The sequence below is a fragment of the Marinomonas sp. AWM4_232 genome (assembly GCF_056158325.1).
The window spans coordinates 727,677-741,282 of record NZ_JBSWTA010000001.1 but is presented as its reverse complement, the minus strand read 5'-3'; the positions used below and the strand labels follow the sequence as shown (position 1 = coordinate 741,282).

At 45.1% G+C, this 13,606-nt stretch carries 14 protein-coding genes; all 14 read left to right on the top strand.

What is annotated here, in order from left to right; translation table 11 throughout:
- Genes fliT through ACXAC1_RS03510 form a run of 14 tightly spaced genes read left to right on the top strand, consistent with a single transcriptional unit; the run spans window position 1 to window position 13,584 of the window.
- A complete protein-coding gene (gene fliT / locus ACXAC1_RS03575) occupies window positions 1–294 on the top strand; it encodes a flagellar protein FliT (protein WP_475058838.1) in 294 nt (97 codons plus the stop codon).
- A complete protein-coding gene (locus ACXAC1_RS03570; protein WP_475058835.1) occupies window positions 284–2,383 on the top strand; it encodes a motility associated factor glycosyltransferase family protein in 2,100 nt (699 codons plus the stop codon). Before fliT ends, ACXAC1_RS03570 begins: the two co-directional genes overlap by 11 nt.
- A 10-nt stretch (window positions 2,384–2,393) precedes the next feature.
- Window positions 2,394–3,410 (top strand): pseudaminic acid synthase, encoded by a 1,017-nt coding sequence (pseI, locus tag ACXAC1_RS03565; protein WP_475058833.1) that lies wholly within the window; start codon window positions 2,394–2,396, stop codon window positions 3,408–3,410.
- Window positions 3,392–4,384 (top strand): PseG/SpsG family protein, encoded by a 993-nt coding sequence (locus tag ACXAC1_RS03560; RefSeq protein ID WP_475058830.1) that lies wholly within the window; start codon window positions 3,392–3,394, stop codon window positions 4,382–4,384. The genes pseI and ACXAC1_RS03560 overlap by 19 nt, the downstream gene beginning before the upstream one ends.
- A gap of 20 nt (window positions 4,385–4,404) precedes the next feature.
- On the top strand, window positions 4,405–4,935 hold the full coding sequence (locus tag ACXAC1_RS03555) for a GNAT family N-acetyltransferase (protein WP_475058827.1): 531 nt from the start codon (window positions 4,405–4,407) through the stop codon (window positions 4,933–4,935).
- 49 nt (window positions 4,936–4,984) lie between these two features.
- Complete coding sequence (locus ACXAC1_RS03550; RefSeq protein ID WP_417273719.1) at window positions 4,985–5,224, top strand: acyl carrier protein; 240 nt, start codon at window positions 4,985–4,987, stop codon at window positions 5,222–5,224.
- 22 nt (window positions 5,225–5,246) lie between these two features.
- On the top strand, window positions 5,247–6,011 hold the full coding sequence (locus ACXAC1_RS03545) for an SDR family NAD(P)-dependent oxidoreductase (protein WP_475058824.1): 765 nt from the start codon (window positions 5,247–5,249) through the stop codon (window positions 6,009–6,011).
- Between the two features lie 9 nt (window positions 6,012–6,020).
- Complete coding sequence (locus tag ACXAC1_RS03540; protein ID WP_475058821.1) at window positions 6,021–7,364, top strand: AMP-binding protein; 1,344 nt, start codon at window positions 6,021–6,023, stop codon at window positions 7,362–7,364.
- Complete coding sequence (locus tag ACXAC1_RS03535) at window positions 7,361–8,440, top strand: LuxE/PaaK family acyltransferase (RefSeq protein WP_475058819.1); 1,080 nt, start codon at window positions 7,361–7,363, stop codon at window positions 8,438–8,440. Before ACXAC1_RS03540 ends, ACXAC1_RS03535 begins: the two co-directional genes overlap by 4 nt.
- Window positions 8,430–9,551, top strand: coding sequence for an acyl-CoA reductase (locus tag ACXAC1_RS03530; protein WP_475058816.1), 1,122 nt, complete (start codon window positions 8,430–8,432; stop codon window positions 9,549–9,551). The genes ACXAC1_RS03535 and ACXAC1_RS03530 overlap by 11 nt, the downstream gene beginning before the upstream one ends.
- A 23-nt stretch (window positions 9,552–9,574) precedes the next feature.
- A complete protein-coding gene (locus ACXAC1_RS03525) occupies window positions 9,575–10,516 on the top strand; it encodes a glycosyltransferase family 2 protein (protein ID WP_475058814.1) in 942 nt (313 codons plus the stop codon).
- 2 nt (window positions 10,517–10,518) lie between these two features.
- On the top strand, window positions 10,519–11,697 hold the full coding sequence (gene glf, locus ACXAC1_RS03520) for a UDP-galactopyranose mutase (RefSeq protein ID WP_475058812.1): 1,179 nt from the start codon (window positions 10,519–10,521) through the stop codon (window positions 11,695–11,697).
- Window positions 11,694–12,584 (top strand): glycosyltransferase family 2 protein, encoded by an 891-nt coding sequence (locus ACXAC1_RS03515; RefSeq protein WP_475058810.1) that lies wholly within the window; start codon window positions 11,694–11,696, stop codon window positions 12,582–12,584. The genes glf and ACXAC1_RS03515 overlap by 4 nt, the downstream gene beginning before the upstream one ends.
- Entirely contained in the window at window positions 12,577–13,584 is a 1,008-nt protein-coding gene (locus ACXAC1_RS03510) for a glycosyltransferase family 2 protein (protein WP_475058808.1), read from the top strand. The genes ACXAC1_RS03515 and ACXAC1_RS03510 overlap by 8 nt, the downstream gene beginning before the upstream one ends.
- Window positions 13,585–13,606 lie beyond the last annotated feature (22 nt).

Sequence of the window (13,606 nt, the reverse complement as noted above, 5' to 3'; positions counted from 1 at the left end):
ATGACGTTGGAACAGCTTGAGCAGTTAACCAACGATATGAAAGAGGCTTTTGAAGCCCATGATTATGGCTTATTGAATAAGTTGGTTGTTGGTAACCAGAACGCCATTTCCCATTTATCTGCGTCATCCGATAATGATTTCAATACAGCATTGAAATCTTTTATTGAGCTTTATTTGTCCATTCAAACTCACTGCCAACAAGAGCGTGAGTTTGCCACGCAAAATCTTAAGAAATTTAACAAGGCTAAGAAAGGCCTAAAGCAATATAACAAGGCTTCCAATCGTGCTAGATAGTAATCTTCAGCAGTCTATTTCCAAAATTCAGTCATTGGTTCAGAAAGTAGAAGAAGGCCAAAAGCGATTAAAAGAGAAAGACAAAGAATTCTCTGAAAGATATCGTGACAATATGAACTTGTTTGCTGCCGTTATGCCTCATATTTATGAGGAGTTTAAAGATTATAAACCTAAAAATCGTGCTATCTATCTAGAAGAATGTGGCGATTTGAATCTATACGTCAAAGAGCTAAATGCTTCTCTTTTCTCTGAGCGTCCTCGTGAAAGCGCGTTGGTAAAAGTTAATGAATTTGTTGCCCAACCACTGAAGACACATTTAGGTCTAGTGAGGCAGCTTGCCCATCCTAGTAGACATGTTCAGTACGGCAATAGAATGATTAAGTACTTGCGAGAGGTAGAGGCTGTCTACACTCGACCTGTTACGTTACCTGAATTTGTACCAGCATTAGTTATCTTCGGCTTAGAACTTGGTTATCAGCTTGAAAAAATTGTCGAGCTTAGAGAAATTAAGCATCTTTATATTTATGAGAAAGAATTAGATTATTTCTATTATTCACTTTTTTCTATTGATTGGAATCCAATATTAGAGCACTTCAACCGAGATGGACACACTATAAACTTTTTGTTAGGTGTTCAGGCTAAGGATATTACAGATAAATACCTGACTCAATTAGAAGAAAATGGTTTTTTCTGGGCCCCTGAAACGTATCTATATAAAGGATATAAAAGCCCAGATCTCGAGAACTCTTTAAATGAGTTTCGTGAAAATTATCCGAGACAAGCAATGGGGTGGGGCTTTTTTGATGATGCCTTGATTGGTGTGGCCCATGGCTTAAAAGCGTTACCTAAAATGAATTTGTGCCTTTATGATGCCGATACAAAGCTTCCCCGCTGGCAGCAAGATATTCCAGTCTTTATTGTCGGTAATGGCCCGTCTTTAGATGATGGCATTGAGCTGCTAAAAGAAATAAAAGACCGAGTGCTCATTATTTCTTGTGGTTCTACCATTAATACTTTGCGCAAAGTTGGTATCAAACCAGATTTCCATGTTGATGTTGAGCGAATGAAGCAAACCGTCGATAAATTCACTTTCTTTGAGAAAAGTGAATTGGAAGGGGTTGTTGGCTTGACGGTCGATGTGATGCATCCTGACTTTTATGACTACTTTGATCGTACTATCACCGGTGGTAAGCCCGGTGAAGCGATTGTGACCTTGATTGGCGCTGCGATTGCTGCTGAAGGGCAGTCTTATATGCCGATGAATCATTCCGCCCCTTTCGTGGCGAATCTGGCCCTTTCTTATTGTGATTACTTTGGTTTTAAGAATATCTATTTTTTAGGTGTTGATAATGGCTATGTAAGTCACGAAAACCATCATTCTAAGCACAGTGGTTATTATAAAGATGGTAAAGAATCTGGATTTCAGAGTTTTGCCACAGTTCGAACGGTTCCTGTGCCGGGTAATTTTGGTGGAGAAGTTCGCTCTACCAATTTTATGAATATGTCCCGTATTCAGTTGGGGGCTCTGCTAAACCGTATGCGCGAGGTGAAAGGTATTAATTGCTATAACCTATCCAATGGCGCCAAAATTAATGGTGCTGAGCCGCTACATATTGAAGATGTCATGATTTTTGATCAGCCTTTTGACAAAGAAGTATTGATTGGAAGTCTATATCAGCTGTTTACGCGTAAAGCCCCCCAAAGCTTGATTGGCTTAGCTCCTGAAAAGGTGTTGCGCATTAATGAGTTTAAAGAGGTGGTGAATATGCTGAAGTCAGGTTGGAGGGACTTTGATTCTAAAGCGCAAGTGATTCATTTGCTATGGCAGTATCACCGCACACTGTATTTGATGAAGGCGACAGGTGGTCGTTATATTTATGATCTGCTTAAAGGGTCTTTTACCTCGGCAGCATTCTTAATAATTTCTGTTATGTATCAAATAGAAGAAGATCAAGTCGCTGTTGCCAAGGCGAAAGATGTTTATGATATTTGGTGTGAGTTCCTTGATGAAATGCCCGTAATGCTTGAGCAGGCTTCGGACTTTATCGATAAAGGTGATGATCACTTAATTCGTAACTATAACGGCTAGAGGTGTTTTTGTGTTGACGTCTCCTTTTATCATTGCTGAGCTCTCCGGCAACCACGATCAAGACTTTGACACGGCTAAAGCGATGATCAAGGCGGCGGCGGATGCCGGTGTGGATGCGATCAAACTGCAAACCTACACCGCTGATACCATGACGCTGAACGTGCGCAACGAAGAGTTTATGATCGGTGAAGCGGACAGTCTGTGGCAAGGGCAGAATCTGTACGATTTATACGGCAAGGCCTGTACCCCTTGGGAATGGCATCAGCCGTTGTTTGAGTATGCAAACTCGCTTGGTCTAGTGGCCTTTAGCTCGCCATTCGATGCCTCTGCCGTAGAGTTTCTCGAAAGCCTCAATGTGCCACTGTATAAAGTGGCGTCATTTGAATTGACGGATATCCCTCTGATTCAAAAGATTGCTGCCACGGGTAAGCCGACCATTATGTCTACTGGGATGGCGTCCATTGAGGAGATTGAGGAGGCCGTTGCGGCTTTTCGTCATATCAGTGGGGCGGAGCTGGTATTGCTCAAATGCACCAGTACGTACCCTGCAAAGATGGAAGACTCTAACCTTGCCACCATTCCAGATTTAGCGCAACGATTCGGCTGCCGAGTAGGGTTATCCGACCATACTCGTGGTATTGGGGCGGCTGTGGCATCGATTGCCTTGGGGGCAAGTGTAATTGAAAAGCACTTTGTGATGGATCGCTCTGCTGGAGGGGTGGATGCTGAGTTTTCGATGGAGCCGGCGGAAATGGCGGCGCTTGTTGAAAATTGCCAGCAGGCTTATGCGGCGATTGGTACAGTCAAATATGGTGGTTCTGAGGCTGAGCAAAAGGCAAAGAAATATCGACGTTCGATATATATTGCCCAAGATTTGCCAGCAGGCACGCTTGTTCAACCGGAGCATATTAAGATCATTCGCCCTTCTTTAGGTTTAGCGCCCAAGCACTGGAATGAAGTCATTGGTCGTACCTTGAATACTGATGTCCAGTTAGGTCAGCCACTATCATGGGATCTTCTCAACTAAAAGTTGTTATTCGTGCCGATGCTTCCGTGTCAATCGGTATGGGGCATCGAGTGCGCAGTGAAGTGCTTGCTGAAGCTTTTATTAAGCATGGAGCTAATGTTCGATTTGTCGTTCATGGTTCCTGTTCTGATTTCACTAAAACAGAAGATTTCCTGTTTCAAGATGAATTTGAGTGGCATGAGCTAGCCCGCCAAGCTGATATTCTAGTATTGGATCATTATGGATACGATGCTGATGCAATAAACGAGCTGTTTAAGCTCAACCCTAACCTTCTCGTGTTAGACGATAATAACAATCGTGGTGCTTTTTACTGTCGTTGGCTGCTCAACCCTCTCTCCCTTTCTTATACGCAAAGTGTGCAATTCCCTTTAACGGGAGGTTGGTTCGCTCTACTGCGTCCTCAATTTCATTTTCAGCAGGTCTTGCAACACTCAGACCGACAGAAACTCCTGCTTACATTTGGTGGGACCGATCCTTTAAAGTTAACCTTACCCTTTATTAAGTCGTTGTTTGGGAAAGGCTTTCCTTCGAGTTCTATGCTGGTTATGGTAGGCTCTGGTGTGCAAAACGCTAAAGAAATAGAAGCCTACTGCCGACAACATTGTATCGAATGCCAAATAGGTGTGACTCAGGTATCTGGGTTGATGGCTCGAAGTCGTTTTGCCATTTCTGCGGCAGGCGGCACTTTATTTGAGCTAGCGTGTATGGGTGTACCGACGCACTTTATTCAGGTGGCAGACAATCAGAAAGATGCCCTTGAAGAACACACTGCGCTCGGTTGGTGTTCGGCGACGGACTTTATCAGCTGCGTGCCGAATGAGCGCTTGGGCTTAGTGGATCAAGTGGTTAATCATGTTCTAAGCGTTTGGCAAACAGACTTGGCTGAACGCTCACACTTGGCACGTGAATGTGTTGATGGATTAGGGGCTGAACGTGTGGTCAAAACAGTGTTGACTACTCGCTTGGTAACATAATTTAGCCCTTGTGGGGGAGTATGGCAGTCATATTTAAGCGTTACCAAATTGAGTTTAGAGCCATTGAGCAAGGCGATATCGAGCAATTACGCCAATGGCGCAATCGTGACGATATTCGCTTGATGATGGTAGACCAGAGTGAGATATCTCCACTTCAACAACAGGCTTGGTTTGAGCGTTTAGGTGAACACAAAAATCGCCACCATTTTGCCCTGTGGTTCCGTGATCAATTAATTGGTTACGCTAATGCCTCTTTCGATGAGTCGGAGTGCGCAAGCACTGGGCTGTACATAGGCCATGAAAAATACCGTGGCAGTATGCTCGCTATCTGCGTTGGGGTCGGCTTAAGTGAATGGTGTTTTGAGCAACTGCCGATCACATGCATTAGCGCCCAAGTAGCGCCCCATAACCAAGCGGCGTTACGTTTTAATGAAAGCTTGGGTTATCGAGTGGGCGAGCAAAATGACAACTGGGTCTTTCTCAGTAAAACACAACCAGAATTTGAGCAAGCGAGAGAGCGCTTACTACCGCTTTTATCGCGTTTCTCCTAAACATACAGTCTTCTTAAACGAAACGTTTGAAGAGTAGGTACCGATTACTATGACAAATAACGAGCGTTTGGTTACAGCCTTTGCCAGCAGTTTAAACATTGAAGCGAGCCAAGTGGTGGATGAGCTAGAGTACAACACCATTCCTCAGTGGGACTCTGTCGCGCATATGGTGTTGGTAGCGGCGTTAGAAAAAGAATTTGATGTCATGCTGGATATGGACGACATTATCGAAATGAGTTCGGTGAAAATCGCCAAAGAGATTCTCGCAAAGCACGACGTTGTATTCTAAAAACGGATAAAAGGCTCTCGCAATGCGCCCACTCGATCAAAGCTTATCACAGCCAACTAGACGAACCGTACTGATCACTGGTGCTACCAGTGGCATAGGTTTAGCCTTGGCGAAAACGCTTGCCGAACAAGGCTATGGGGTGGTGGTTAACAGTCGCAGTGAAGCGGATTGTGTAGCCCTTGCAGAGTCCATTGGTGGTTTTGCATTGCCCTTTGATGTGACCAATGAAGCGGCGTTAAAAGCGGCCTTTAAAACATTAAATGGCTATTTGCGTGACAATGAGTTGACCCTATACGGATTGGCTCATTGTGCCGGTTCTATGATTACTCAACCGTTTCACTTTACCAACGCGGCGGCGTTGCAGCAGATGTTGAACGAGCATGTGGCTGGGGCATTTTTACTCAGTCAGTGGTCGTCCAAATTAATGATGCGTGAGCAGCAGGGGGCGATTACTTTACTGTCCTCTGTGGTGGTCCAGCAGGGCAGTATTGGCCAAGTAGCTTATGCTTCCGCCAAAGCCGCCATTGAGGGCATGACCAAGTCCCTTGCCAAGGAGTTAGGTCGGTACGGCATTCGTGTTAATGCGGTGGCCCCTGGTGTGATTGATACACCTTTAATCGCTGAATTAAGTGATGAGCAACGCAGCGCTATACAGAAGTCGACGGTACTTAAACGCTTAGGCCAGCCTCAAGACATTGCGCAGGTATTGGCTTTTTTACTGAGCGATCAATCTGCTTTTATGACAGGCCAAGTGCTTTCTGTTGATGGCGGCTTACAGTTGCCCTAAGGACTCATCATGCAGCTTATTGAACGAATCAAACAACACACTGGTATTGTCCTGATCGATACTCAGCAAACCGTGTCTTATGGGCAATTGGTGCAGCAAGTCGAGCGGGTGGCGAGCCAGTTAGCCGCTAATCAAGTGGTCGCTTTAGTGATGGAGAATAATATTGCCTCCATTGTCGATTACCTCGCTTGTTTGGTGGCGCGTGCGCCGATGATCTTGTTAAGCGATGCCGCTGAGCTTGAGCAGTACACTAAGTACCAGCCTAATTTCCTGCTACACAGTAATCGGATCTCAGTGCTCGCGCCATTGACTGTGGGGCAGAAAGCACACGACGATTTGCGTCTGTTACTGTCTACCTCTGGCAGTACTGGCTCACCGAAAATGGTGCGCCTTTCAGCTCAGAATCTAGATGCTAATACTGCTGCCATTGTCGAGTATTTGGAGCTTGATAGCACAGCACGTTCTATTACCTTGCTACCATTAACCTATTCGTTTGGTTTGTCTATTCTGAATTCCTATCTATGGTCAGGGGCCAGCCTAGTCGTTACCGATACAAGCATTACGGATAAAACATTTTGGGGGTTGATGAAAGAGCATGCGGTGACCTCTCTCTCCGGGGTGCCGTTTCATTTTGAAACCTTACAGCGCTTGCGCTTCTTTAATATGTCCTTGCCAGCGCTTAAGGTTTTCACTCAAGCAGGTGGCAAGCTTAGTAATGAAATATTGCAAGCATTTGCTGAGCACTGCCAAGCCAACCAGCAACGTTTTTATGTGATGTACGGACAGACCGAAGCGGCGCCGCGTATTTCCTATTTACCCTCTGAGCATTTATTAGAAAAGCTCGGCTCCATCGGTATCTCCGTTCCAGGTGGGAAGCTATCTTTGGTGGATGAAAATGGTTCTGAAATCACTGAACCTGATCAAGAAGGGGAGCTGGTCTATCAAGGCGAAAATGTCATGATGGGTTATGCCGCAAACCGAGATGACCTTACATTAGGGCAGGGCGCGGCGATTCTCTACACAGGTGATCTTGCCAAGCGTGACGTAGATGGTTACCTCTTCATCACTGGCCGTAAAAGCCGCTTTATCAAGATGCAAGGCAAGCGTTTAAGCCTTGCCCATCTTGAAGAAACATTAAAGCAGCGTGGCGTGACAGAGAATGCCTGCTTAGGGCAAGAAGATAAACTGGTTATCGCCTATACGGATGCGCAGCAACAAACTACGATTGAGCACTATCTGAAAGAGCTCAATATTCATCCAATGTTTTATCAGCTACTACTGCTCGAACAGATTCCACATACCAACAATGGCAAGGTGGATTACCCGACTTTAAAACAGCAGGTGGGCTTATGAGTGATAGAAGTATGAGCGATTGGAGGTCCCTTGAGATATTTGGTCTTGCCAAAGCAGAAAAGCAGGTTTGGTTACTGGGCGAGCTAAACCGCCTGACACAGCTTCATCAAGTTAACTGTCAGCCGTACGCGAATTTGCTTGCTGGCCAAAATCAGCAAGCGGGCGTTGCTGAGTCGTTAGACGCTGTGCCATTTGTGGCTGCACGGTTATTTAAAATGCTGCGCCTAAGCAGCACCTTACCAGACAATGTGTTTAAGACACTGACATCCTCTGGCACAACCTCACAAGTAAAGTCACAAATCGTCTTGGATCGCGATACGGCGGCATTGCAATCTAAGGTGTTGGTTTCCCTGTTATCCTCTTTTACGGGTAAAGCTCGTCGCCCAATGTTGATTATCGATCACGATGGCTTAACTGGCGATAAAGCTGGCTTTTCCGCCCGTGGTGCGGGGGTGCAGGGGCTTTCTTTTTTAGGTCGAGATCATACTTATGCGCTAAACGCGGATATGACACCGAACTGGCCAGCCATTGATGAATTCATTGAAAAATACGCCGATGAGCCTGTTTTGGTTTTTGGTTTTACCTTTATGGTATGGCAGCATTTCATTCAGCCCTTAATCGTGTCAGGTCGATCGAATCAGCTGCCTCAAGCCTTGCTGTTTCACTCTGGTGGCTGGAAAAAACTGCAAGATCAAGCGGTGTCCAACGACACCTTCAAAGTCACGGTGCGCCAAGCCCTTGGTGAACAGGTGGCAATCCATAATTTCTACGGTATGGTCGAACAAATTGGCAGTGTGTTTGTAGAATGTGAGCATGGGCATTTGCACGCGCCAAGTTACGCCGATGTGATTATTCGTGATCAGGAAACGCTAGCCGAGCAGGACGTCGGTGAGATTGGCTTAATTCAGGTATTGTCCTTTATCCCAACGAGTTACCCAGGACACTCGATCTTGACCGAAGACCTTGGCCGCCTTTTAGGGGAAGATAACTGCCCCTGTGGTCGTAAGGGCCGTTATTTTGAAGTGCTAGGGCGTTTACCGAAAACCGAAGTGCGAGGCTGCAGTGATGTCTTCTAATATTCGACTATGGGCTGGCAATTCTGATTTTCTAAGCTGGACACGCACTCAGGTTGCGGCGTTTTCCAATGAGCGCATCGCGTTTCTCTCTGCTCTGTCACAGAAGCTACTCTCTGAGGATTTCAGTGCTGCATTAAAAGCATTGGGTTTTTGGTTACGAGAGTCGCAACTGCGTCAATGGCAACAAGAATACGTCAACGATGACAAAGTGATATTAGCCCCAGTGGGGCGTGTATTTATTGTGTCGCCGTCCAATGTGGAAGGTCTATTTGCCTACAGTTGGGCATTATCCTACATAATGGGCAACCAAACTGTAGTGCGTGTGAGCGAGCAGCTGACCGACGATCAGCAAGCATTGTTTGCGCTCCTAGACTCATTGGACAAACAAACCCATGGGTTATCTGAACAGGCTTTTATCAGCTACGATAAGCGTTCTGATTTGACGCAACAATTTACTCAATGGTGTCAGCTGCGGATGCTGTGGGGCAGTGATCAAAGCATTGAAACCATTCGTCAAATTGTACTGCCCGCTCAAGCACAAGAATGGGTCTTTCCAGATCGCTATTCAGTTAGTGTGCTCCATTTAACGGAAGCAGATATCCCGAAACTGCCCAAATTGGCAGAGGGGTTTGCACGCGATGTGAGTACTTACCAACAGCAAGCCTGTGCGTCACCTAAATGGGTGTTTTGGTACCAAACCGATGCAGCCTTACAGCAGCAGTTCTGGCAGGTCGTGGATACATATTTAGCGAATGCCTTCCCAAATAATGAGCGACTGGCGGCCAGCCAGTATTTGTGTGCTTTGGGTGGGGCAGAAGTACATCGCGGCCATATTCATGTTATTGACGCAGCGAGTCTATTAGGTAGTGAGCAGCGCTTAGTCGGTGTGGTAGGGCAGACCTGTCTCGATGCTTTGAATAAATGTTCAAATCTCTTACCTGAAAATATTCAATCTGTAGCGTGTTATGGTTTAGCAAGAGAGCAGAGAGCTCTGATTGCCGGTTGTTGCCAAGTTCGACAATTTAGTCCACTGGGCCAAGCATTGAACTTTGACTCAATTTGGGACGGCGCTAACTTATTTCTTATTTTAGCTCGTCAAGTTCGCTTCTAACTATTTATAAAAAGGAATCGTCTGTGCGTCTTAGTGTGGTAATCCCAGCGTATAACCTAGAGCGCTATATTGCAGAATGTCTTGAAGGCGTGCTGCAGCAGCAGGTTGATTTCAAGTATGAAGTCATTTGTATTGATGATGCGTCGAGCGATGGGACCTGGCAGGTAATGTGTGAGTTTGCACGACAGTATCCAAGTTTAGCGATCTATCAGAATTCGCAAAACTTAGGATTAGCAGGCACACAACGTCGTTTATTTGAACTTGCCACAGGCGATATTATTGCTTATATGGATGGCGATGATGTGGCCTTACCTGGGAAACTACAGGCCTTAGTCAATTACCTAGACGCTCATCCAGAGTGTTCAATTGCCTTTCATGAAGCCGAAAAATTTGATGATGAGACTGGCGCGTCGTTGGGTATGTACACCCGAGATTTCTATAATGCTAAATACTTGACGCCAATTACTGATGTCTCCGATTTGATTCGTTACGGTAATTATATCAATGCCAGTTCGGTTGCATTTCGCGCCCATGAAAACCTTGCCAATGTTGTGAACAAAAACTGCCAAATTATCTTGGATTATCCGTTACACATAATGAATGCTCTGTATACGAAAGGCTCGATTGGTTTCATTGACCAGGTATTAGGGCGTTATCGGATTCATTCAGCGAGCTTTATTGGTCGTACCAAAAACTCCCCTGAGCGACGTATTCGCTGTTTAGAAGATCAAATCGCAGCCGTTAAAGAGGCAAGTACCTTCGGCATCTCGCAACTCATCGTAGACCAAGGTATTGCGCATCATCGCTTTTGTGCAGCGTTAAACCTTTTAAATATGGGATATAGAGAACTGTTTGAGTCTTATATTGCTCCTTATGAAGGCTGTTATTTCGATGATCGCCATAAGCGCCTGTATGAGCAGCGTGATAAGAGTGTTGACGTATTACAAGAAATTGTTAGGAGCTAATTGTGTACGATGTCGTGATCGTTGGCGCAGGATTATCTGGTGCGGTAATAGCTGAACGTTTTGCCAACCAGCTAAACAAAACCGTCCTCGTCCTTGAAAAGCGTGCCCACATCGCAGGGAATTGCTTTGACTATGTGGATGCAGCGACTGGCATCTTAGTGCATCAGTATGGTCCGCATTTATTCCACACCGATAATGAATCGGTTTATCAGTATTTATCACACTTCACTGACTGGGTGGATTACCGTCATAGGGTGACGGCAAATTTAACGCTCGCGGGTCAGGAAGTGCAGGTTCCTTTACCCTTTAATTTCACGAGCATTCGCGCCTGTTTCCCTAATGAGTACGCAGAACTGCTAATCAGCAAGTTACGCACTCGCTTTGGCGAAGGTGCTCGAGTCTCGATATTGGCACTACGCCAAGAGCAAGATGAAGAGCTGATTAAGTTAGCCGACTTGGTTTACCAGCAGGTATTCATCAACTACACCACCAAACAGTGGGGCAAAACGCCAGAACAGATTGATCCTGCGGTGACGGCGCGAGTGCCAATTGTCTGTTCTGAAGAGGATGGTTATTTTTCCGATCCTTATCAATGCGTGCCCAGAAATGGCTACTCAGCTATGGTGAGCAATATGCTTGCCAGCCCTTTGATTGATGTGCAATTGGAAACCGATTTTCGAGAGCGCTTAAACATCGATTTGATGGCGAAAAGCATTGAGTTAGATGGGCTGCCATTCAATGGGGAGGTGATCTACAGCGCTAATCTAGACCTGCTTCAGTTGGATCATGAGGCATTGCCGTATCGGTCTCTGCGTTTTGAGTTTGAAACACTCGAATTGAAGACCTTCCAACAGGGGACCACCGTGAACTATCCTCAGCATCCAAGCATGACACGCATTACTGAGTTTAAGCACATCCCTAATAGTAGTCAGAACTCGGAGCAGACGGTTATCGTCAAAGAGTTTCCGATTGATTACGATCCTAATGATCCCGCTGCCAGCGTGCCTTACTACCCCGTGTTTGATGAGTACTCACAAACCATATTTAAACAGTTGAAAGCGCAGGCTGAACAAGTGCCAAACTTAACATTGGTTGGACGCCTCGCTCAGTATCAGTACTTTGATATGGATGATGCTGTAGCTAATGCACTCACTTTATTTAAGAGATGGGAGTTTTCATGATGCCTATGATTACCGTTGCCATGCCTGTAAAAAATGGTGAGGCTTTTTTGTCCCAAGCCTTAGAAAGTATCCTGAATCAGACTTATCGAGATTTCGAGCTACTAGTACTTGATGATCATTCACAAGATCAGACCAGAGAGATTATTCAGCATTATGAAAACTTAGATTCAAGAGTCCGCTTAATTCGAGCTGATAGCCATGGTTTTGTAGCAGGACTGAATCAACTGATTAGTGTGGCCAAGGGCAAGTATTTCGCTCGAATGGATGGCGATGATATTTCAGAGTCTTCCCGTTTTGAAAAGCAGATTGAACACCTTGAACAACATCCTGAATGTGCAATTCTAGGTTCTTGGGTAAACGTCTTTGGTGAAAGAGAAGATGTTTGGCACTATCGCCGTACTTTTGAGGATACCGCAACATTATTGCTCATGGGTAAAACCCCTCTTTGTCATTGTTCAATCATGGCTAGAACAGAGCTGATGCGGGAGCTAGGTTATCGTGATACTTACTTGCACATGGAAGATATGGATTTGTTCGCTAGAGCGTTGCTAGCGGGTAAGAAAATTTACGCTATACCTGAAATTCTGCTTCACGTACGTGTTCATTTCACCAGTGTGTCTGCTCAGAATGATGCCCTGCAAATGAAGCATAGAGCTTACATTGTGCAGGAAATCTTGGCGCCTTTGATTGGTCAGGTAGATGAATCTGAAATAGATCAGTTTATCCGAGGAGTTGCTTATGGGCAGCCATTTGAAACTCAAAAACTTGGTTTATTCAAGCAGTATATGCTTCAGATCCAGACTGCCTTACAAAAGCTTGGTATCGACGAAGCTGAAGAGTGGCATAAGAAGTTCAACTGGTTGAACGAGAAAGCCGCTAATGGATAATGCAGCAGATAAAGTCCAAGTATGCCTTCCTGTCTACAATGCTTCTCGATTTGTGAAAGAAACAATATTAAGCCTGTTAAATCAAACGCATAAAAATCTCGAGGTGTTAGTGCTAGACGATGCCTCCAGTGATGATACGTACGACATACTCGTCGAGATGGCTAAACGCGATCCTCGTCTGTCTCTTTATAGAAATGAAAGCAATCAAGGGATTCTTTTTTCTAGAAATAGGCTATTTGAGTTAGCTAATGCTCGCTTTATTGCGCTAGCCGATGCGGATGATTTATTTGAGCCTGAGCGTATTGAAGCGCAATTAGCTTACCTGAAAAATCATGACTTAGGGATGGTGAGTTGCGCCTATCATGCGTTCGGCGATCGTGAATTTGACTTTTTTCCACCGGAAAAACATGAAGATATTCATGCGCTTATGCTTCTTTATAATGTCATATTGAACCCTGGTGTCGTAGTGGATACAGAGAAGGCTGCTTTAAGTGAGCTTAAGGTGGATACTAACTTCCGAGGGGCGGCGGACTACGATTGCTGGCTACGATTGCTTGGCAAAACCAGAGTGGGATGTATTCAGAGGAAGTTGGTTCAATATCGCATCCATTCCCAGCAAGAAAGCAGCGATAACTTTGCGCGTCAGCAAGATGCGCATTTACGGATATTGGCTAGAGAGTATCAAATTCTTGGTTTTTCCTATGACAGAGAAGCCTTAAAAGTATTGATTTGGCCGCACCTGTATGCGGATACATTGGATCCTAGGATGCTCAAGAGCGTGGGGATGTTTGCTCATTTGCTATTGAAAGATATTGAGCAAAGTCAGCTACGAGCGAAAAAATCATTAAGTTTTGCTATAGATATCCGATACAAAGGGATATCCAGACGATACGCTGTAAAAGGTTTATTCCTTTATCTGCGCTTTGCAGGCTTTAAAAGACTCATATCTGGGCGCAACATGGGAATGAGCTTTGTGCATGATTGTCTATTTAGGAAGTAAGAAATGCCCTTGAAATTCAACG

Bases quoted from the DNA above. Each gene is read 5' to 3' on its own strand.
- fliT (WP_475058838.1), top strand. From the start codon at position 1: ATGACGTTGGAACAGCTTGAGCAGTTAACCAACGATATGAAAGAGGCT.
- ACXAC1_RS03560 (WP_475058830.1), top strand. From the start codon at position 3,392: ATGGGATCTTCTCAACTAAAAGTTGTTATTCGTGCCGATGCTTCCGTG.
- ACXAC1_RS03555 (WP_475058827.1), top strand. From the start codon at position 4,405: ATGGCAGTCATATTTAAGCGTTACCAAATTGAGTTTAGAGCCATTGAG.
- ACXAC1_RS03550 (WP_417273719.1), top strand. From the start codon at position 4,985: ATGACAAATAACGAGCGTTTGGTTACAGCCTTTGCCAGCAGTTTAAAC.
- ACXAC1_RS03545 (WP_475058824.1), top strand. From the start codon at position 5,247: ATGCGCCCACTCGATCAAAGCTTATCACAGCCAACTAGACGAACCGTA.
- ACXAC1_RS03540 (WP_475058821.1), top strand. From the start codon at position 6,021: ATGCAGCTTATTGAACGAATCAAACAACACACTGGTATTGTCCTGATC.
- ACXAC1_RS03535 (WP_475058819.1), top strand. From the start codon at position 7,361: ATGAGTGATAGAAGTATGAGCGATTGGAGGTCCCTTGAGATATTTGGT.
- ACXAC1_RS03530 (WP_475058816.1), top strand. From the start codon at position 8,430: ATGTCTTCTAATATTCGACTATGGGCTGGCAATTCTGATTTTCTAAGC.
- ACXAC1_RS03515 (WP_475058810.1), top strand. From the start codon at position 11,694: ATGATGCCTATGATTACCGTTGCCATGCCTGTAAAAAATGGTGAGGCT.
- ACXAC1_RS03510 (WP_475058808.1), top strand. From the start codon at position 12,577: ATGGATAATGCAGCAGATAAAGTCCAAGTATGCCTTCCTGTCTACAAT.